We start from the raw sequence: 19,398 nt of genomic DNA on the forward strand, positions 1-19,398 counted from the left end.
CATGGCTACCCATCTGATCACCGGCGCCGGCTCCGGCATCGGCGCCGTCCTCGCCGAGAAGCTCGCCGCGCGCGGGGACGAACTCTGGCTGCTGGCCCGCGACGCCCGCCGGGCCGCCGAACTGCGCGAGCGCTTCCCCGGCGCCCGTACCCTCGTCGGGGACCTCGGCGACCCGGGCAAGCTCTCCTGGGCCTTCGGCCACCAGCAGCTGCCCGTCGAGCTCGACTCCCTCCTGCACGTCGCGGGCGTGGTCGAGCTGGGCACGGTCGGCGACCTCACCCCCAAGGCCTGGCAGGAGACGCTCAACGTCAACCTCGTCGCCCCCGCCGAGCTGACCCGGCTGCTGCTGCCGTCCGTCCGGCTGGTCAAGGGCCACGTGGTCTTCGTCAACTCCGGCGCCGGCCTCAACGCCCACGCCGAGTGGTCGGCGTACGCGGCCAGCAAGCACGGCCTGAAGGCGCTCGCCGACGCGCTGCGCCAGGAGGAGCACGCGGGCGGTGTCCGGGTCACCTCGGTCTACCCCGGCCGGACCGCCACCGCGATGCAGGTCAAGGTGCACCAGCAGGAGGGCAAGGAGTACGACGCCGACCGCTGGATCGAGCCGGAGTCCGTCGCCCGGGCGGTCCTCGCCGCCCTCGACGCCTCCCGCGACGCGGAGATCACCGACATCACCGTCCGCCCCGGACGGTAGCGCCCAGCGCGGGAAGTCGGCCCGGCCGACTTCCCGCGCACGCGCCGGGGTCCGTCCGGGTGAGCCGGCGCCGTCCGGCTGAGTAGGCTCGGGCAGGTGAGCACCGGACACCCCTTCCCTGACCTGCGCGGCGCCGCCACCGGCGTCGGCTCGCTGCCCGGCACCGACGCGCGGGAGGCCGCCAAGACCTCCACCGGCGCCCTGGAGCACCTGCCGTTCCTCCCCGAGCTGCCCGCCCGCGGCCCCGGCGCCGACACGATCGGACGCGGCGCCGGCCTGCTGGTCGAGCTGTTCGCGCAGACCGAGCCGAGCGGCTGGCGGTTCACCGACCGCCCCGGCCGGGACACCCGGCGGGCCCACTCCTGGCTCGGCGAGGACCTGGACGCGCTGGAGGAGTTCACCCAGGGCCACCAGGGCGCGCTCAAGGTCCAGGCCGTCGGCCCGTGGACGCTGGCGGCGAACATCGAGCTCAAGCACGGCGAGAAGGCGCTCTCCGACCCCGGCGCCTGCCGCGACATCGCCGGCTCGCTCACCGAGGGCCTGCGCCGCCACCTCGCCGACGTCCGCAAGCGGGTGCCCGGCGCCGAGGTCGTGCTGCAGCTGGACGAGCCCTCGCTGCCCGCCGTCCTGGCCGGATCGGTGAAGACCGCCAGCGGCTTCCAGCGGCTGCGCTCCGTCGACCGGCAGGTCGCCGAGGAGGTGCTGCGCGAGGTGGTCCGGAGCCTGGACGCGCCCGTCGTCGTGCACAGCTGCGCGCCGGACGTCCCGGTCCCGCTGCTGCGCCGCGCCGGGGTGGCCGGGATCTCGCTGGACTTCTCGCTCCTCACCGAGCGCCAGGACGACGACCTGGGCGAGGCGGTGGAGGGCGGCACGACGATCCTCGCCGGTGTCGTCCCCGCCACTGACCAGGCGGTGTCCGACCCTGCCGGTAGTGTCCAGGGTGTCAGGACCTTGTGGCGCAGGCTGGGGTTCGCCCCGGAGCTGCTGGGCCGCCGTGTGCTGGTGACGCCGACCTGCGGGCTGGCCGGGGCCTCCCCGGCGTACGCCCGCAGGGCGCTGTCGCTCGCGGCGCGGGCGGCGCAGAGCCTGGTGGACAACCCGGAATGAGAATGCAGGAGGGCTTGCGGTGACGGCTGTCGAGGGCTGGGAGGACGTCCCGGCGGAGGTGCGCAGGCGGCACGCCGAGCTGGCGCAGGAGATCACCGACCACCGCGCCCGGTACTACGAGCAGGACGCGCCGACCGTCAGCGACGCCGAGTTCGACGCGCTGATGCGGGAGCTGGAGGGGATCGAGGCCGAGCACCCGGCCCTGGTCACCCCGGACTCCCCGACGCAGCGGGTCGGCGGCGCGCCCACCGCGCTGTTCGCCGAGGTCGAGCACCGCGAGCGGCTGCTCAGCCTGGACAACGCGATGGACGACGAGGAGCTGGCCGCCTGGGCCGAGCGGGTCGCCACCGAGCTGCACGGCATCGACTACCACTACCTGTGCGAGCTCAAGGTGGACGGCCTGGCCGTCAACCTCACGTACGAGAACGGCCAGTTGACGCAGGCGGCGACGCGCGGCGACGGCCGGGTCGGCGAGGACATCACCGCCAACGTCCGCACCATCAAGGAGATCCCGCACCAGCTCAAGGGCGACGACATCCCGGAGCTGGTCGAGATCCGCGGCGAGGTCTACTTCCCGACCGAGGCCTTCGACGCGCTCAACGCCTCCTTCGCGGAGGAGAACGAGCGCCGCCGGCAGGAGAACGAGGAGCGCGCCAAGGAGGGCAAGCGGCCCCGGGCGATGATCCGGCTGTTCATGAACCCCCGCAACGCCGCCGCCGGTTCGCTGCGCCAGAAGGACCCGCACGTCACCGCCTCCCGCCCGCTGCACATGGTGGTGCACGGCATCGGCGCCCGGGTCGGCTTCGACATCGACAACCAGTCGCACGCCTACCGACTGCTGCACGACTGGGGCCTGCCCACCGCCCGGCACAACAAGGTGGTGAAGACGCTCGCCGAGGTGCGGGCCTTCATCCAGCACTTCGGCGAGCAGCGGCACTCGGTCGAGCACGAGATCGACGGCGTGGTCGTCAAGGTGGACGAGATCGCCCTGCAGGGCCGGCTCGGCGCCACCTCCAAGTCGCCGCGTTGGGCGATCGCCTGGAAGTACCCGCCGGAGGAGGTCACCGGCAAGCTGGCCGAGATCAAGGTCGGCATCGGCCGCACCGGCCGGGCCACCCCGTACGCGGTGCTGGCCGAGCCGGTGAAGGTGGCCGGCTCGATGGTGCAGTACGCGACGCTGCACAACCAGGAGATCGTCAAGGCCAAGGACGTGCTGCTCGGCGACACCGTCGTGCTGCGCAAGGCCGGCGACGTCATCCCGGAGATCCTCGGCCCGGTCTACGACCTGCGGGACGGCACCGAGCAGGCCTTCGTGATGCCCTCGCACTGCCCGGAGTGCGACAGCGAGCTGCGGCCGATGTCCGAGGGGGACATCGATCTGCGCTGCCCCAACGCGCAGTTCTGCCCGGCCCAGATCCGGGAGCGGATCGCCTTCCTGGGCGGGCGCTCCTGCCTGGACGTCGAGGGCCTCGGCTACGTCGCGGCCACCGCGCTGACCCAGCCGCTGGAGCCGGCCGAGGCGCCGGTCCGGAACGAGGCCGACATCTTCCGGCTGACGCCGGAGAAGCTGCTGCCGATCAAGGTGCTGGTCCGGGACCCGAAGACCGGCATGCCCAAGCTGGACGACCGGACCGGCAGGGAGAAGGAGGTCTTCTTCTTCGCCACCACCAAGGGCGAGCCGAAGAAGTCGCTCCAGGTCCTGATCGACAACCTGGAGGCGGCGAAGGAACGGCCGCTCTGGCGGTTCGTCAACGGCCTGTCCATCCGGCACGTCGGCCCGGTCGCCGCCCAGGCGCTGGCCAGGGAGTTCCGCGACCTGGAGAAGATCTTCGAGGCGAGCGAGGAGCGGCTGGCGGCCGTCGAGGGGGTCGGCCCGATCATCGCCCGCTCGATCCGGGAGTGGTACGCGGAGGAGTGGCACCGGCGGATCCTGGAGAACTGGAAGGCCGACGGCGCCCGCTTCACCGAGGAGTTCGCGGACGAGGAGGGGGCGGAGCGCCCGCTGGAGGGCCTGACCGTCGTGGTGACCGGCACCCTGGCCGGCCACACCCGGGACGGCGCCAAGGAGGCGCTGACCTCCCGTGGAGCGAAGGTGACCGGCTCGGTTTCGAAAAAGACCGATTTTGTGGTCGCCGGTGACAACCCTGGGTCCAAATACGACAAGGCTGTTCAGCTCGGCCTGCCGGTCCTGGACGACGCCGGGTTCGCCGTCCTGCTCGCCGACGGGCCCTCCGCCGCCCGCGCCCACCTGGGGCTTCCGGAGCCGGAGGAGGCGGAGGAGCCGACGGAGAAGCCCGTCGGGGACTGACCCGGAGCCGACCCGAGCGGCCGGTGGCCGGACCGGTGTTGTTATCGTCCTGATGCGGCGTCACCGGGTGCCGTGCGGTGAAAGCGGGCATTGTGTCACTGTGCGACACCCGGGCGCGGTGGCGCGTTTCCGGTTGTCCGAAAGTCTGCCCACCGGGTGGACCCCGGCTTACCCTGGAGCGCAACAGAGTGTCAGCAGGGGTGGGGGCACCGGCTGGGCCGGTGCTCCTCGGGGTCGCTCCATGCCCGGCAGCTGTCGGTACCGGCACGGTGCCTCACCGTAAGGCGGCCTGACGGGGCGGGCCCGACGGAGGACAGGGCTTATGGATCGTACGACCGGCGGTGCGCCCACACGCCCGCCGCAGGGGGTGGCGGGTGCGGTCCTGCTGCTCGGCGTGCTGCTGGCCGGAGCCGCGCCGCTCATCCCGCTGGCCGTCCTGGTCTACCGGTACGAACCCGAGTTGCTGCCGCTGTTCGCCGTGCCCCTGGCGGTGCTGGTGGCGGCCTGGCGGATCGCCCGGGACCGCGCCCGCGACCAGCTGACCGACCCGCTGACGGACCTGCCCAACCGTCAGGCCCTGCTGCTGGCCGCGCAGGAGGCGATCGCGGAGTGTGAACAGGGCTACAGCGTCGGTCTCATCCTGCTCGATCTCGACCGCTTCCGGTCACTCAACGACACACTCGGTCATACGGCCGGTGACCGGTTACTGGTTCACATCGCCCGCCGACTGCACCGGGCACTGCGCTCCGGAGGACCGGCCGGCAGCGCCACCCGGGAGTCCATCGACGACGTCTTCGCCGGGCTCCCCCGGCACTACCGCCGCGGCCGCCCGATGGTGGCCAGGATGGGCGGCGACGAGTTCGCCGTCCTGCTGCCCGGCATCAACTGCCCGGACAGCCTGGAGCGGGTCGCCAAGGCGCTGATCGCCGAACTGGCCGCCCCGATCCGGCTGGACGGGCTGTTGCTCGTCCTGGAGGCCAGCGGCGGCGTCTGCGTCTACCCGCAGCACGCCCAGGACGCCGAGTCGCTGCTGCGCCGCGCCGACGTCGCGATGGGCCACGCCCAGCGCGGATGCAGCGGGGTCGCCCAGTACGACGAGACCCAGGACGCCGACACCCCGTACCGGATCGGGCTGCTGGGGGACCTGCGCCGGGCGCTGGAGACCGGCGAGGTGCAGCTGCACTACCAGCCGAAGGTGGCCTTCGACGGCCGGGTGGTCGGCCTGGAGGCGCTGCTGCGCTGGGAGCGGCCCGGCCAGGGGAAGGTCTCGCCGGACGAGTTCGTCGGGCTCGCCGAGTCCAGCGGCCTGATGCCCCGGCTCACCGACTACGTGCTGGAGGCGGCCGTCGGCCAGCTCGCGTACTGGCGCGAGCAGGGCCTCCAGGTGCAGGTCGCGGTCAACGTCTCGCCGCGCGACGTGCTCAACCCCGGCTTCGCCCAGCGGGTGGCCGGCCACCTCGTGCGCCACCAGGTGCCGGCCCACGCGCTCCAGCTGGAGATCACCGAGCGGCTGCTGCTGGACGACTCCCGGCGGGCCGCCGACACCCTGGCCGAGCTGCGCGGCTACGGCGTCGGGATGTCCCTGGACGACTTCGGCACCGGGCACTCCTCGCTGGTGCGGCTGCGCAGCCTGCCGGTCGGCGAGCTGAAGATCGACCGCTCCTTCGTCTCCCGGATGGTCGCCGACGACCACGACGCGGCGGTGGTCCGCTGCTCGGTGGAGCTCGCCCACTCGCTGGGCCTGACCGTGGTCGCCGAGGGCGTCGAGGACGACGAGACCTGGGAGCGGCTGCACTGCATGGGCGTGGACGCCGTCCAGGGCTGGCTGGTGTCGGCCGCGCTGCCGGCCGAGCAGGCCACCGCCTGGCTGCGGGTGCACCGCACCGGCGCCCCGCCGGTGGAGCGGCTGGGCGTGCCGCCCCAGCTGCACGCCGGCTTCCAGCCGGTCCAGGCCGCCAAGCCGATCGCCCAGCCGATCGCCCAGCCGGTTCGGCCGCCGGTGCTGCCGCCGACGCTCCCGACGCTCCCGCAGGTCCGGCCGCCGGTCATCCCGCCGACGCTGCCGCCGGTGGCCCAGGTGGTGCAGGCCGCGCACATGGAGATCAAGCCGCAGGGCTGGGCCCGCACCCGGCCGCAGTAGCGCCCCGCCGGACGCCGGGGTCGACGCCTGCCGGGAGCCTGCCGTACACCGGGGCCGACGCCCGCCGGACGCCCGCGGCCGGGCCGGTGACGGGCGCCGCGGCTCACTCGTTGGCCGGGGTGGGGGACGGGCCCCATAGGATGGGGTCCAAAGACCATGAGGACGGAGCGCCGAACAGGCTGCTCCTGCCCGGGCCCGGCACCGCCCCGCAAGGCACCGCCGGGTCTCACCAGAACTCACCCTGAGGATCGCTGCATGCCTGGCATCACGCGCGAGGAGGTCGCCCACCTCGCCCGGCTGTCGCGTCTTGAGCTGAAGCCCGAAGAGCTGGACCACTTCGCCGAGCAGCTCGACGTGATCATCGGCGCGGTCGCCCGCGTTTCCGAGGTCGCCGGACAGGACGTCCCGCCGACCTCCCACCCGCTGCCGCTGACCAACGTCATGCGCGCGGACGAGGTGCGGCCGTCGCTCACCCCGGAGCAGGCGCTGTCCGGCGCCCCCGCCGCCGAGGAGCAGCGTTTCCGTGTGCCGCAGATCCTCGGGGAGGACTGACCGAGATGTCCGAGCTCATCCGTTTCACCGCCGCCGAGACCGCGGGCGCCATCGCCAAGGGCGAGGTGTCCGCCGTCGAGGTCGCGCAGGCCCACCTGGACCGCATCGACGCCGTCGACAAGAAGGTCAACGCCTTCCTGCACGTCGACACCGAGGGCGCGCTGGCCGCGGCCCGGGCCGTCGACGCGAAGCGCGCCAAGGGCGAGGAGCTGGGCCCGCTGGCCGGCGTCCCGCTCGCACTCAAGGACGTCTTCACCACCAAGGGCATCCCGACCACCTGCGGCTCGAAGATGCTCGAGGGCTGGATCCCGCCGTACGACGCCACGCTGACCAGCCGTCTCAAGGGCGCCGACGTCGTCATCCTCGGCAAGACCAACATGGACGAGTTCGCGATGGGCTCCTCCACCGAGAACTCCGCGTACGGCGTGACCGGGAACCCGTGGGACCTCTCCCGCATCCCCGGCGGCTCCGGCGGCGGTTCGGCCGCCGCGCTGGCCGCCTTCGAGGCCCCGCTGGCGATCGGCACCGACACCGGCGGCTCGATCCGCCAGCCCGGCGCCGTCACCGGCACCGTCGGCGTCAAGCCGACCTACGGCTCGGTGTCCCGCTACGGCCTGGTGGCGTTCTCCAGCAGCCTGGACCAGGGCGGCCCGTGCGCCCGCACCGTGCTGGACGCGGCGCTGCTGCACGAGGCCATCGCCGGGCACGACCCGCTGGACTCCACCTCGATCGACGCGCCGGTCCCGGCCGTGGTCGAGGCCGCGAAGATGCGCGACGTCCGCGGGATGCGGATCGGCGTGGTCAAGGAGTTCGCCGGCGAGGGCTACCAGGCCGGCGTGATGCAGCGCTTCGACGAGTCGGTGGAGCTGCTGCGCGAGCTGGGCGCCGAGGTCGTCGAGGTCTCCTGCCCGTCCTTCACCCTGGCGCTGCCGGCGTACTACCTGATCGCGCCCAGCGAGTGCTCCTCCAACCTGGCCCGCTTCGACGCGATGCGCTACGGCCTGCGGGTCGGCGACGACGGCAGCCGCTCGGCCGAGGAGGTCACCGCCCTGACCCGCGAGGCCGGCTTCGGCCCCGAGGTCAAGCGCCGCATCATCCTGGGCACCTACGCGCTGTCCTCGGGCTACTACGACGCCTACTACGGCTCGGCCCAGAAGGTCCGCACGCTCATCTCGCGCGACTTCGACGCCGCCTTCGCGGGCGTGGACGTGCTGGTCTCGCCGACCACGCCGACCACCGCCTTCCCGATCGGCGAGCGCGCCGACGACCCGATGGCGATGTACCTGGCCGACCTGTGCACGATCCCGTCCAACCTGGCGGGCAACGCGGCCATGTCGCTGCCGGTCGGCCTGGCTCCGGAGGACAATCTCCCGGTCGGCCTGCAGATCATCGCACCCGCGATGGCGGACGACCGCCTGTACCGCGTGGGCGGCGCCGTCGAGGCCGCACTCAACGACAAGTGGGGGCACACCCTGCTGGAGGAGGCACCGGCACTGTGAGCAAGATCGAGAAGGCCAAGGCCCAGTCCGCTTCGCTCAAGGGCTTCAAGCACAGCAAGCCCGGTCTGTGGCTGTCCATCGGCACCAGCGCGTTCGGCGCGATCTCCGTCGCCAAGGACGTCCGCAAGGCCCGCGAGGAGAGCGACACCCTCAAGCTGGTCAACGCCCTGGTCGGCGCGGCCGCGCTGATCACCGGCACCGCGCTGCTGGTGCGCGAGCTGCGCCAGCTGGGCTCCGACGACGTGCTGCTGGGCTGAGCGCCCCGGCCCGGCCGCGCACGAGCGGCGGCCGGGCCCGTACCTCCCAAAGTCTTTTGAACGAAGGGACGCTGTGAGCGTCATGAACCTGGTCTCCTACGAGGACGCTCTCGCGTCGTACGACCCGGTGATGGGCCTTGAGGTCCACGTCGAGCTGGGCACCAAGACCAAGATGTTCTGCGGTTGCTCGACCGAGCTGGGTGCCGAGCCGAACAGCCAGACCTGTCCGACCTGCCTGGGCCTGCCGGGTTCGCTGCCGGTGGTCAACGCGGTCGGCGTGGAGTCGGCGGTCAAGATCGGCCTGGCGCTGAACTGCGAGATCGCCGAGTGGTGCCGGTTCGCGCGGAAGAACTACTTCTACCCGGACATGCCCAAGAACTTCCAGACCTCGCAGTACGACGAGCCGATCGCCTTCAACGGCTACCTCGACGTGCAGCTGGAGGACGGCTCGACCTTCCGGGTGGAGATCGAGCGTGCCCACATGGAGGAGGACACCGGCAAGTCCAGCCACGTCGGTGGCGCGACCGGCCGCATCCACGGCGCCACCCACTCGCTGCTCGACTACAACCGGGCCGGCATCCCGCTGATCGAGATCGTCACCAAGCCGATCGAGGGCGCCGGCGAGCGGGCCCCCGAGGTCGCCAAGGCGTACGTCGCCGAGCTGCGCGAGCTCATCCGTTCGCTCGGCGTCTCCGAGGCCCGGATGGACAAGGGCCAGATGCGCTGCGACGTCAACCTGTCGCTGCGCCCGAACGGCACCGAGACCTTCGGCACCCGCTCGGAGACCAAGAACGTCAACTCGCTGCGCAGCGTGGAGCGGGCCGCCCGGTTCGAGATCCAGCGGCACGCCACGGTGCTGACCGACGGCGGCACCATCGTCCAGGAGACCCGCCACTTCCACGAGGACAACGGCACCACCACCTCGGGCCGGATCAAGGACAACGCCGAGGACTACCGCTACTTCCCCGAGCCGGACCTGGTGCCGGTGGCCCCCTCCCGCGAGTGGGTCGAGGAGCTGCGCGCCGCGCTGCCCGAGCTGCCGCGGGTGCGCCGCGCCCGGCTGCAGGCCGAGTGGGGCCTGTCCGACAAGGACATGCAGTCCGTCCTCAACGCCGGTGCGGTGGGGCCGATCCAGGAGACCATCGCGGCCGGTGCCCCGGCCGACCAGGCCCGCAAGTGGTGGATGGGCGAGCTGGCCCGCCGGGCCAACGAGACCGGCACCGAGCTGAGCGAGCAGCCGATCACCCCGGTGCAGGTCGCCCGGGTCGCCGCGCTGGTCGCCGAGGGCAAGCTGAACGACAAGCTGGCCCGCCAGGTCATCGAGGGCGTGCTGGCGGGCGAGGGCGAGCCGGACGCGATCGTCGAGAAGCGCGGCCTGGCCGTGGTCTCGGACGACTCCGCGCTGGGTTCCGCCGTCGACCAGGCCATCGCCGAGAACGAGGGGATCGCCGCCAAGATCCGCGACGGCAAGGTCCAGGCCGTGGGCGCGCTGGTCGGCGCGGTCATGAAGGCCACCCGCGGCCAGGCCGACGCGGCCCGGGTGAAGGACCTGATCCTGGAGAAGCTTGCTTCCTAAGGCTTCTAAGGCATCTAAGGGCCCCTAAGTAAGGCCTAAGGCCCCATCTCTCCTATGTATCTAGGAGGGATGGGGCCTTAAACCTTTTCTGGAGCCCGATCTAAGGCATCCGCGCCCCGGAAGATGCGGCACGCTCCCGATGCGGCACCCCCCGCTGGGGGAGGAAGCTCTTACCTGTCAGCAAGACGGAGTGGAAGACCCGAGGGGGAACCGGAAATGATCGAGTACCAGACCTTCCAGCAACAGGCCCACGAGCTCGTGGCCCGCGCCGAGCACGAGCGCCTGGTGCGCGAGGCCAAGGACGCCCGCCGACTGCGCCGGCGTCCGGTGGCCGCCCGCTTCCAGCGGCGCCCCGTGCGTCGGCCCGAATGCTGACGGCACGGCACCACGACGGTGCCGAGGGGGTTTCGGAGGGGGAGACGCTGCGAGTGAGCGTCTCCCCCTCCGGGCGTTCGCGGCCGGAACCCCGTTCGCCTGGGGAGATAACCCCTCGGCCGGGCCCCACCGGCTATGGCATGCTCGCATCCATGCAGCAGACATCGGTCAGCCCCGTCTTCGTCGGCCGCGGCAGCGAGATCACCGAGCTGACCGACGCGCTGCGCCGCGCGGGCACCGGCAGCCCCCAGGCCGTCCTGATCGGCGGCGAGGCGGGGGTCGGCAAGACCCGGCTGCTGGAGGAGTTCCTGGAGCGCGCCGCCGCCCAGGGGGCGGTCACCACGCTCGGCAGCTGCCTGGAGGTCGGCGCCGAGGGCCTGCCGTACGCTCCGCTGGCCGCCGCGCTGCGCCGGCTGCACCGCTCGCTGGGCCCCGAACTGGGGGCCGCCGCGGCCGGCAGCGAGGGCCATCTCGCCCTGCTGCTCTCCGAGTTCGGCGAGGTGGACGGCGAACCCAACGACGAGTACAGCCGGGCCCGGCTGTTCGAGCACACCGCGAGGCTGTTCGAGCGGCTCGGCGCGGAGCGTACCCTCGTCCTCGCCGTCGAGGACCTGCACTGGTCCGACCGCTCCACCCGCGAGCTGCTCGCCTTCCTGGTGCGCACCCTGCACCGGTCCCGGGTGCTGCTGGTCGCCACCTACCGCACCGACGACCTGCACCGCCGGCACCCGCTGCGCCCCTTCCTGGCCGAACTCGAACGGCTGCGCACCGTCCAGCGGCTGGAACTGGCCCGGTTCGACCGCCGCGAGGTGGCCGCCCAGCTGGCCGGCATCCTCGGCACCACCGCCCCCGACCGCCAGCTGGTGGACCGCATCCACCGGCGCTCGGAGGGCAACCCGTTCTTCGTCGAGGAACTGGCGACCGCGTTCGAGGACGGCTGCGGCGCCGGGCTGACCGACTCGCTGCGGGACATCCTGCTGGTGCGGGTCGAGGGCCTGGACGAGGAGGCCCAGCGGGTCGTGCGGATCGCCGCCGAGGGCGGCTCGCACGTCGAACACGCCCTGCTGGCCGCCGTCCTGGACGACGACGAGGAGGCGCTGATCGAGGCGCTGCGGGCGGCCGTCGGCGCCAACATCCTGCGCCCGGACAGCGAGGGCGAGGGCTACCGGTTCCGCCACGCGCTGGTCCGCGAGGCGGTCTCGGACGACCTGCTGCCCGGCGAACGGCACCGGATCAACCGCAGGTTCGCGCTCGCCGTGGAGGCCCAGCCGCAGCTGGTCCCCGGCGACGCGCTGCCCGCCCGGCTGGCCAACTACTGGTACCACGCGCACGATCCGGCGCGCGCCCTGCCGACCGCCCTGGACGCCGCCCGCGCGGCCCGCCGGCGCAACGCCTTCGCCGAGCAGCTCGGCATGCTGGAACGGGCCCTGGAGCTGTGGGACCTGGTCTCCGAGGAGGTGCTGGCGCACACCCTGCGCCCGTACGACTGGGCCGAGACCTACCCGCCCGGCTCCTGCGACCACAACGCCGCGGACGAGGACTGCGACCGGATCCAGCTGGTCGACGTGCTGGCCGAGGCGGTGGTCGCGGCCCGGCGCTGCGGCGACCGCGAGCGCGGCCTGAGCCTGGCCAAGCGCGGGCTGCGGCTGGTCGACGAGGCGGAGCACCCGGTGCGCGCGGCCTGGTTCCGGATCAACCGGGCCCGGATGCTGGGCAGCCTGCGCCGCTCCGGCGACGAGGAGGAGATCGCGAACGCGCTGCGGCTGGTGGAGCACCTGCCGCCGACCGCCGTCCAGGCCGAGGTGCTCGCGCTCGGCGCCGGGACGGCGATGCTCAAGCGGCCCAGCCCCGAGGCGATCGAGCTGGCCGAGCGGGCGATCCGGATCGCCCAGGAGGTGGGCGCCCACTCGGTCGAGGTGCACGCCCGGATGACCCTCGGCGGGCTGCGCTACGACGTGCACGGCGACGCCGAGGGCGGGCTGGCCGAGCTGGCCGGGGCGGTCGAGCGGGCCCGCCGGCTGGGCGTGCCCGACCTGCTGCTGCGCGGCATCAACAACCTGGCCAGCATGCAGCGCGGGCTGGGGCGGCCCGAGGAGGCGGTCCGACTGGCCCGGGAGGGCCTGGAGTTCGCGGACGGCAACGGCCTGCTGCGCAACATCGGCACCATCCTGACCGGCAACCTGGTCGAGGCGCTGACCGACCTCGGGCGGGTCCGGGAGGCGGCCGAGGTGCTGGCCGGCTTCGAACTGACCAGCCTGAGCGGCACCCACGCCGAGTTCCTGGACCGGATGCGCGGCGAACTCGCCCTGCTCAAGGGGGACCTGGCCACCGCGGCGACCATGCTGGCGCAGGCCCGGTCGGCCAACCGGGTCGGCCAGGTGCAGCACAGCGTGCCGATCAGCCGGCTGGCGGTGCGGCTCGCAGCACTCGGCGGCCGGCCGCTGGAGGCCCGGGCCGAACTGCTCGCCGCGCTGGAGGACGGCGGCCGGCTCGGCCACGAGTCCGACGTCTACCCGCTGCTGGCCGAGGCCGCCGCGGTGGAGGCGGACAGCCGGGGCCTGCCGCAGGCCGGGGCGGGCCGGGCCGAGGCGCTGGCAGCGATCTCCGCGGCCGCCGCCGGCCTGCGGCCCCGGGCGCCGCTGCACCACGGCTGGGCCCGGCTGCTGGAGGCCGAACTGGCCCGCGCCGAGGGCGCGGACACCCCGCAGCGGTGGGCCGCCGCCGTCGAGGCGCTGCGTCCGACCGGTCTGCCGTACCCGCTGGCGCTCGCCCTGCTGCGGGCCGGTGAGGCCGAGGTGCAGGCCGGCCGGCGCGAGGCCGGTGCCGAACTGCTGCGCGAGGCGGCCGAACTGGCGGCCGTCCGGGACGACCGGCTGCTCGGCGGGCAGATCGCCGCGCTGGCCGAACGGGCCGGGCTGAGCCTCGCCCCGGCCGAGCGGACGGCCACCGTGCCGGCCCCGGCCGCCGGGGACTCCTTCAACCTCACCCCCCGGGAGCGGGACGTGCTCCGACTGCTCGCCCGCGGCTGGACCAACCGGCAGATCGCCGAGGAGCTGTACATCTCTCCGAAGACCGCCAGCGTGCACGTCTCCAACATCCTGGGGAAGCTCGCGGTCGGCGGCCGCGGTGAGGCGGCCGCGCTGGCGCACCGGCTGCGGCTGTTCCCGGACGATCTGGCCGCCTCCGGGCGCTGAGCAGGGCTCCACGGCGGCCCCGGACCGGCTTCGGCCGGTCCGGGGCCGCTGTTCGTCCGCGGTTCGTGGGCCGCTCGTCCGCGGTTCGTACGCCGTTCGTCCGTCCTGGCACCGGTGTTCGGGCGCCGCCGCGTGCTCCCGTGCGCGCCGCGTGAGCCCCCGCCCGCGCGCCGCCGCCAACCGGGCCGATCCGTAGGAATCGGGGGCATTTCCCCACCCTTTAGCCATTACTCTAAGTTGAGTGTGCGTGTCATTGAGTGACGGAATTGGTGTAGGGTCCATTTTGGGAGCATCGGTACGGTGCGGCGACCGGCAGGCCGCCCACCCCCTGGGCCGCCGCCCTGACGGGGCGCCGGTCCACCGCGCACGTCCGAGAGGTGCGCGGCCGGTGGCCCGTGGCCGGGGCGCGAGGCCCCGGGCCGGAGGGGGAGAGGCCGAGTGAGCTCCACCGAAACGGTGCTGCCCGGAACCGGACGCCCGGAAGCACCGCACACCGACACGTCCGCCGCCGACGTGCCCGCACCCGTCCGCCACGGCCCGCTGCGCCGGCTCCGGGAGAGCCGCGCACTGCCCGGGTTCGTCCTGGGCGGGCTCTGCCTGGCCTACGCCACGGGCGCCGCCGCCGGCTGGGGTTCACGCCAACTGTCCGTCTTCATGGGCGACTTCGGGCTGGCCGCGGCGGCGCTGGCGGCCGCGCTGTCCTGCCTGGTGTACGGCTGCACGGTCGGCGGGCACGCCCGTCCGGCCTGGCTGCTGTTCGGCCTCTCCTCGCTCATGGTGGCCTTCGGCAACGGCACCTGGGGCTGGTACGAGCTGGTCGTGCGCACCCCGCTGCCCCAGGACTCGCTCGCCGAGTACGCCTTCCTGCTGTTCGCCCCGCTCGCCATCACCGGCGTCCTGGTGCTCGCCCAGCACCCGCGCACCGCGGCCGGCTGGCTCTGCCTGCTGCTCGACGGCTGGCTGATCGCCGGCTCGCTGTTCACCCTCAGCTGGAGCCTGGCGCTCGGCCGGATCGCGGACGGCGAGGACGGCTCGCCCCTGCGCCTGGCGCTCAACCTGGCCTACCCGGTGCTGGACATCCTGCTGGTCAGCCTGGTGGTCGGGCTGCGCTTCGGCGGCCGCGACGGCAACCGGGCGGCGGTGCACACCGCCATGCTGGCGCTCGCCGTCACCGTCACCTGCGACGCCCTGTTCACCTCCCCGGAGCTGCGCAGCAACTACCACTCGGGCGAACTGCTGGACGCCGGCTGGTTCTCCGGCAGCCTGCTGCTGGGCTGGGCGCCGTGGTCGCCGCGCTGGCGCCGTCCGCTGCGCGAGCACCCCTCGGCCGGCGGCCTGCCGCACCGCCGGGTGGCCACCACCTTCAGCGCGCTGACCCCGTACGCCGCCGCCGCGGTCTGTACCGCCGGCATCCTCTACAACGCCCTCGGCGGACGCGAGTTGGACCGGGTGGTGGCCGCGGCGGCCTGCACCGTCGGGCTGGCGCTGATCCTCAGGCAGGGCGTGATGCTGCTCGACAACCTCTCGCTCGCCCAGGAACTCGCCCACAAGGAGGCGCACTTCCGCTCCCTGGTGCAGGGCTCCAGCGACGTCATCATGATCGCCGGCGCCAACGGCGTGCTCTCCTACGTCTCCCCGGCCGCGCTCGGCGTCTACGGGCGGGACCCGGAGGAGCTGGTCGGCGGCAACCTGCTGGACCTGGTCCACCCCGAGGACGTCGGCCGGGTGCTCTCCGAGGTCCGCCGCTACCTCGCCAGGGTCCGGCTCACCGCCCACCGCAGCCCCGGCGCCGCCGAGCCCTCCGCCCGGGTCGAGTGCCGGATCAGCTCCGGCGCCGGCGAGTGGCTGCACGTCGAGTCGACCGTCAGCAGACATCGTGACGGCCTGCTGCTCAACAGCCGGGACGTCACCGAACGCGTCATGCTGCAGGCCCAGTTGCAGCACAACGCCTTCCACGACCCGCTCACCGACCTGCCCAACCGGGCGCTGTTCACCCAGCGGCTGCGGGCCGCCCTCGGCACCCGCGGCCAGCAGGACGGGACGGGCTCCGGGATCGCGGTGCTCTTCCTCGACCTGGACGGCTTCAAGGCGGTCAACGACACCGCCGGGCACCAGGTCGGCGACGAACTGCTGGTGCAGGCCGCCCGTCGGCTCCAGAGCGCCGTCCGCTGCGGGGACACCGTCGCCCGGTTCGGCGGCGACGAGTTCGCCGCGCTGGTCTGCGGCCCGCTCGGCCGCCTCCAGGTCCAGGAGCTGGCCGAGCGGCTGCGCCTCGCGCTCTCCGAGTCGTACTGGATCGGTGGCGCCGAGCTCAGCGTCGCCGCCAGCATCGGCATCGCCTTCGGCACCCCCGAACGCGGCCCGGCGGCCGACCCCAGGGCCGCCGCCGACGAGCTGATGCGCAACGCCGACCTCGCGATGTACCGGGCCAAGTCCGAGGGCAAGGGCCGGGTGGTGCTCTACACCCCGGCGATGCGGGCGGACCTGGAGCGCCGCACCGAGCTGGAGGAACGGCTGCGGCTGGCCGTCCGGGAGGGCGGTTTCACGCTGCTCCACCAGCCCGTGGTGGACCTCGGCAGTGGCGCGGTGACCGGCGTCGAGGCGCAGGCCCGCTGGCGCTCGGTGGGCGGCCTGCTGCTCACCCCGGCCGAGTTCCTGCGCTCGACCGAGCACGGCGACGCGGCCACCCGGTTCTCCCGCTGGCTGGTCCTGGAGGCGGTCAGCGCGGCCGTCGAGCGGCGCGGCCTGCCCGGCCGGGGCCGCGGCGCGCCGGATCCCGTCCCGGTGGCCGTCCGGCTCTCGGTGGAGCGGCTCTGCTCGCCCGGCCTGTACGAGACGGTGGCCGCCGCGCTGCGCGACAGCGGGCTGCCGGCCGACGAGCTGGTGATCGAGGTGGCCCGGATGGGCCCGGACTCGCTCGCCGACGAACTCGGCCGCCGGCTCTCCGCCCTGCGCGGCCTCGGCGTCTCCACCTGGCTGGCCGGGTACGGAGCCGGCGGCGGCTCGCTCGGCGCCCTCGCCCGGCTGCCGCTGGACGGGCTCAAGCTGGACCGCACGCTCGTCCAGGACCTCGGCGAGTCCCCGCTCAGCCGCACCCTCGCCGGGCACGCGCTGCGGCTGGGCCGCGACCTCGGGATGGCCACCGCCGCCGAGGGCGTGGACCTGCCCCGACAGGTCTCCGTGCTGCGGGAGCTGGGCTGCGGGCAGGGCCAGGGCTCGGCCTTCGCCCCGCCGCTGGACGAGCCCCGGCTGCGCCGGGCACTGGCCCGCCGCGACTACCCGCTGCCCGCCCCGGCGGGCCCGCTGCCGGCCCGCCGGCCGTACCCCGCCGCCGCCGACGACACCCGGACGGGTGGCCGGACGGACGCCGCGCCGGGACGTGGCGCACATCACCACGGAGCCCCTGACCTGCCCGGACACCGTGCCGTCGCAGGCCCGGCGGGTGGTCCGCATGGCGAGACGGTCGTCCCACCTGCTTGACACGCCGCCCCGCACGGGAGGAAGGTCGTTGCCATGCGCACCCGAATTCTCGTACTTGGCGGGCGCGTCGGCTGAGTGGGCTCGTACGCCCTGCTCGTGACAGACCGACGCGCCACCCCTCGCATGCCCTTGGGCACGAGGGGTTTTTTGTTGCACTGACGCTGTTCCACCTCCGCAAGACCCCTGGCCTCGGCCGCCCGATCACGTCCGATCCGTCGGACCGAGCGGGACGATTGAGGCAGAGCCGGCGATCGGCCCGGACCGGGACCCCACCCTCGCAGCACCGGGGCCCGCAGCACCGGGCCGGCAAAATCCGAGAAGAGACAGGCAGATGACTGAGCACGCCGCATCCCCCCGCCGCGGGGACAACCCGGCCGCCAACGCTCCCGCTCCCCAGCACGTCGTCGAGACCATGACCGGCGCCCAGTCGCTCATCCGCTCCCTGGAGGCCGTGGGCGCGGACACCGTCTTCGGCATCCCGGGCGGGGCCATCCTTCCCGCGTACGACCCCCTGATGGACTCCGTCAAGGTGCGCCACATCCTCGTCCGGCACGAGCAGGGCGCCGGTCACGCCGCCACCGGCTACGCCCAGGCCACCGGCCGGGTCGGGGTCTGCATGGCGACCTCCGGCCCGGGTGCGACCAACCTGGTCACCCCGATCGCCGACGCGTACATGGACTCGGTGCCGGTCGTCGCCATCACCGGCCAGGTCTCCTCCAAGGCGATCGGCACCGACGCCTTCCAGGAGGCGGACATCTGCGGCATCACGATGCCGATCACCAAGCACAACTACCTGGTCACCGACCCGGCCGAGATCCCCCGGGTGATCGCCGAGGCCTTCCACATCGCCGCCACCGGCCGCCCCGGCCCGGTCCTGGTCGACATCGCCAAGGACGCGCTCCAGGCGACCACCACCTTCCGCTGGCCGGTCGAGACCGCGCTGCCCGGCTACCGGCCGGTGACCAAGCCGCACGCCAAGCAGATCCGCGAGGCCGCGAAGATGCTGGTCGGCGCCAAGCGCCCGGTGCTGTACGTCGGCGGCGGCGTGCTCAAGGCGCGGGCCACCGCCGAGCTGCGGATCCTCGCCGAGCTGACCGGCGCCCCGGTGGTCACCACCCTGATGGCGCTCGGCGCCTTCCCGGACAGCCACCCGCAGCACCTGGGCATGCCCGGCATGCACGGCTCCGTCCCGGCCGTCACCGCGCTCCAGAAGTCCGACCTGCTGTTCACCCTCGGTGCCCGCTTCGACGACCGCGTCACCGGCAAGCTGGACGGCTTCGCCCCCAACGCCAAGGTCGTCCACGCCGACATCGACCCGGCCGAGATCGGCAAGAACCGCCCGGCGGACGTGCCGATCGTCGGCGACGCCCGCGAGGTGCTCGCCGACCTGATCGTCGCCGTCCAGGCCGAGTTCGACGCCGGCCACAAGGGCGACTACACCGAGTGGTGGGAGCGGCTCGACGAGTGGAAGCGGACCTACCCGCTCGGCTACGAGCCCGCCCCGAACGGACAGCTCTCGCCGCAGCAGGTCATCGAGCGGATCGGCCGGCTGGTCGGCCCCGACGCGATCTACGCCGCGGGCGTGGGCCAGCACCAGATGTGGAGCTCGCAGTTCATCCAGTTCGAGAAGCCGGGCACCTGGCTCAACTCGGGCGGCGCCGGGACGATGGGCTACGCCGTCCCCGCGGCGATGGGCGCCAAGGCCGGCCGCCCGGAGAGCGCGGTCTGGGCCATCGACGGCGACGGCTGCTTCCAGATGACCAACCAGGAGCTGGTCACCTGCGCCCTGAACGGCATCCCGATCAAGGTCGCGGTCATCAACAACGGCTCGCTGGGCATGGTCCGGCAGTGGCAGACGCTGTTCTACAACCAGCGCTACTCCAACACCGTGCTGCACTCCGGCCCCGGCCACGACGGCATCGAGCCGCCGGCCCAGGGCACCCGGATCCCCGACTTCGTCCTGCTGTCCGAGGCGATGGGCTGCGTGGGCCTGCGCTGTGAGCGCCCCGAGGACCTCGACGCCGTCATCAGGCAGGCGATGGAGATCAACGACCGCCCGGTGGTCATCGACTTCATCGTCCACCAGGACGCCATGGTCTGGCCGATGGTCGCGGCCGGCACCAGCAACGACGAGATCCAGTTCGCCAAGGGCGTGCGCCCCGACTTCGGCGACGACCTCGACTGATGTCCCTGCCAGCCCACCCGGAACGCCTGAGGAA

General features: G+C 73.4%; 12 protein-coding genes. All 12 read left to right on the plus strand.

Annotated features, from left to right (window positions below):
• Position 1 precedes the first annotated feature (1 nt).
• Complete coding sequence (locus ACZ5GH_RS23555) at positions 2-691, plus strand: SDR family oxidoreductase (RefSeq protein WP_387750521.1); 690 nt, start codon at positions 2-4, stop codon at positions 689-691.
• 96 nt (positions 692-787) lie between these two features.
• Complete coding sequence (locus tag ACZ5GH_RS23560; protein ID WP_387750523.1) at positions 788-1,798, plus strand: methionine synthase; 1,011 nt, start codon at positions 788-790, stop codon at positions 1,796-1,798.
• Positions 1,799-1,817: 19 nt separating this feature from the next.
• Positions 1,818-4,106, plus strand: coding sequence for an NAD-dependent DNA ligase LigA (gene ligA, locus ACZ5GH_RS23565; RefSeq protein WP_464335176.1), 2,289 nt, complete (start codon positions 1,818-1,820; stop codon positions 4,104-4,106).
• Positions 4,107-4,428: 322 nt separating this feature from the next.
• Positions 4,429-6,246: a putative bifunctional diguanylate cyclase/phosphodiesterase gene (locus ACZ5GH_RS23570; protein ID WP_387750528.1), complete on the plus strand. Its 1,818-nt coding sequence runs from the start codon at positions 4,429-4,431 to the stop codon at positions 6,244-6,246.
• A 255-nt stretch (positions 6,247-6,501) separates the two neighbouring features.
• On the plus strand, positions 6,502-6,798 hold the full coding sequence (gene gatC / locus ACZ5GH_RS23575; protein WP_030057414.1) for an Asp-tRNA(Asn)/Glu-tRNA(Gln) amidotransferase subunit GatC: 297 nt from the start codon (positions 6,502-6,504) through the stop codon (positions 6,796-6,798).
• Between the two features lie 5 nt (positions 6,799-6,803).
• On the plus strand, positions 6,804-8,297 hold the full coding sequence (gene gatA, locus ACZ5GH_RS23580; protein ID WP_464335177.1) for an Asp-tRNA(Asn)/Glu-tRNA(Gln) amidotransferase subunit GatA: 1,494 nt from the start codon (positions 6,804-6,806) through the stop codon (positions 8,295-8,297).
• Positions 8,294-8,554, plus strand: a complete 261-nt coding sequence (locus ACZ5GH_RS23585) for a hypothetical protein (RefSeq protein WP_464335178.1) — start codon at positions 8,294-8,296, stop codon at positions 8,552-8,554. The genes gatA and ACZ5GH_RS23585 overlap by 4 nt, the downstream gene beginning before the upstream one ends.
• Before the next feature lie 82 nt (positions 8,555-8,636).
• Positions 8,637-10,130 (plus strand): Asp-tRNA(Asn)/Glu-tRNA(Gln) amidotransferase subunit GatB, encoded by a 1,494-nt coding sequence (gene gatB, locus ACZ5GH_RS23590; RefSeq protein WP_387750616.1) that lies wholly within the window; start codon positions 8,637-8,639, stop codon positions 10,128-10,130.
• A 216-nt stretch (positions 10,131-10,346) separates the two neighbouring features.
• Complete coding sequence (locus ACZ5GH_RS23595) at positions 10,347-10,505, plus strand: hypothetical protein (RefSeq protein WP_387750535.1); 159 nt, start codon at positions 10,347-10,349, stop codon at positions 10,503-10,505.
• A gap of 152 nt (positions 10,506-10,657) precedes the next feature.
• A complete protein-coding gene (locus ACZ5GH_RS23600; protein ID WP_387750538.1) occupies positions 10,658-13,699 on the plus strand; it encodes a helix-turn-helix transcriptional regulator in 3,042 nt (1,013 codons plus the stop codon).
• Positions 13,700-14,239: 540 nt separating this feature from the next.
• Positions 14,240-17,179 carry a putative bifunctional diguanylate cyclase/phosphodiesterase gene (locus tag ACZ5GH_RS23605; RefSeq protein ID WP_387750619.1) on the plus strand — a complete coding sequence of 980 codons (2,940 nt, stop codon included), beginning with the start codon at positions 14,240-14,242 and terminating at the stop codon, positions 17,177-17,179.
• A gap of 331 nt (positions 17,180-17,510) precedes the next feature.
• Complete coding sequence (locus ACZ5GH_RS23610; RefSeq protein WP_387750540.1) at positions 17,511-19,364, plus strand: acetolactate synthase large subunit; 1,854 nt, start codon at positions 17,511-17,513, stop codon at positions 19,362-19,364.
• The last annotated feature ends 34 nt before the right edge of the window (positions 19,365-19,398 follow it).

Source organism: Kitasatospora sp. Xyl93, from assembly GCF_055383135.1.

What these genes read in the sequence shown, in the direction of transcription:
- ACZ5GH_RS23555 (WP_387750521.1), top strand. Translation starts at nt 2, where the DNA reads ATGGCTACCCATCTGATCACCGGCGCCGGCTCCGGCATCGGCGCCGTC.
- ACZ5GH_RS23570 (WP_387750528.1), top strand. Translation starts at nt 4,429, where the DNA reads ATGGATCGTACGACCGGCGGTGCGCCCACACGCCCGCCGCAGGGGGTG.
- gatC (WP_030057414.1), top strand. Translation starts at nt 6,502, where the DNA reads ATGCCTGGCATCACGCGCGAGGAGGTCGCCCACCTCGCCCGGCTGTCG.
- gatA (WP_464335177.1), top strand. Translation starts at nt 6,804, where the DNA reads ATGTCCGAGCTCATCCGTTTCACCGCCGCCGAGACCGCGGGCGCCATC.
- gatB (WP_387750616.1), top strand. Translation starts at nt 8,637, where the DNA reads ATGAACCTGGTCTCCTACGAGGACGCTCTCGCGTCGTACGACCCGGTG.
- ACZ5GH_RS23595 (WP_387750535.1), top strand. Translation starts at nt 10,347, where the DNA reads ATGATCGAGTACCAGACCTTCCAGCAACAGGCCCACGAGCTCGTGGCC.
- ACZ5GH_RS23600 (WP_387750538.1), top strand. Translation starts at nt 10,658, where the DNA reads ATGCAGCAGACATCGGTCAGCCCCGTCTTCGTCGGCCGCGGCAGCGAG.
- ACZ5GH_RS23610 (WP_387750540.1), top strand. Translation starts at nt 17,511, where the DNA reads ATGACTGAGCACGCCGCATCCCCCCGCCGCGGGGACAACCCGGCCGCC.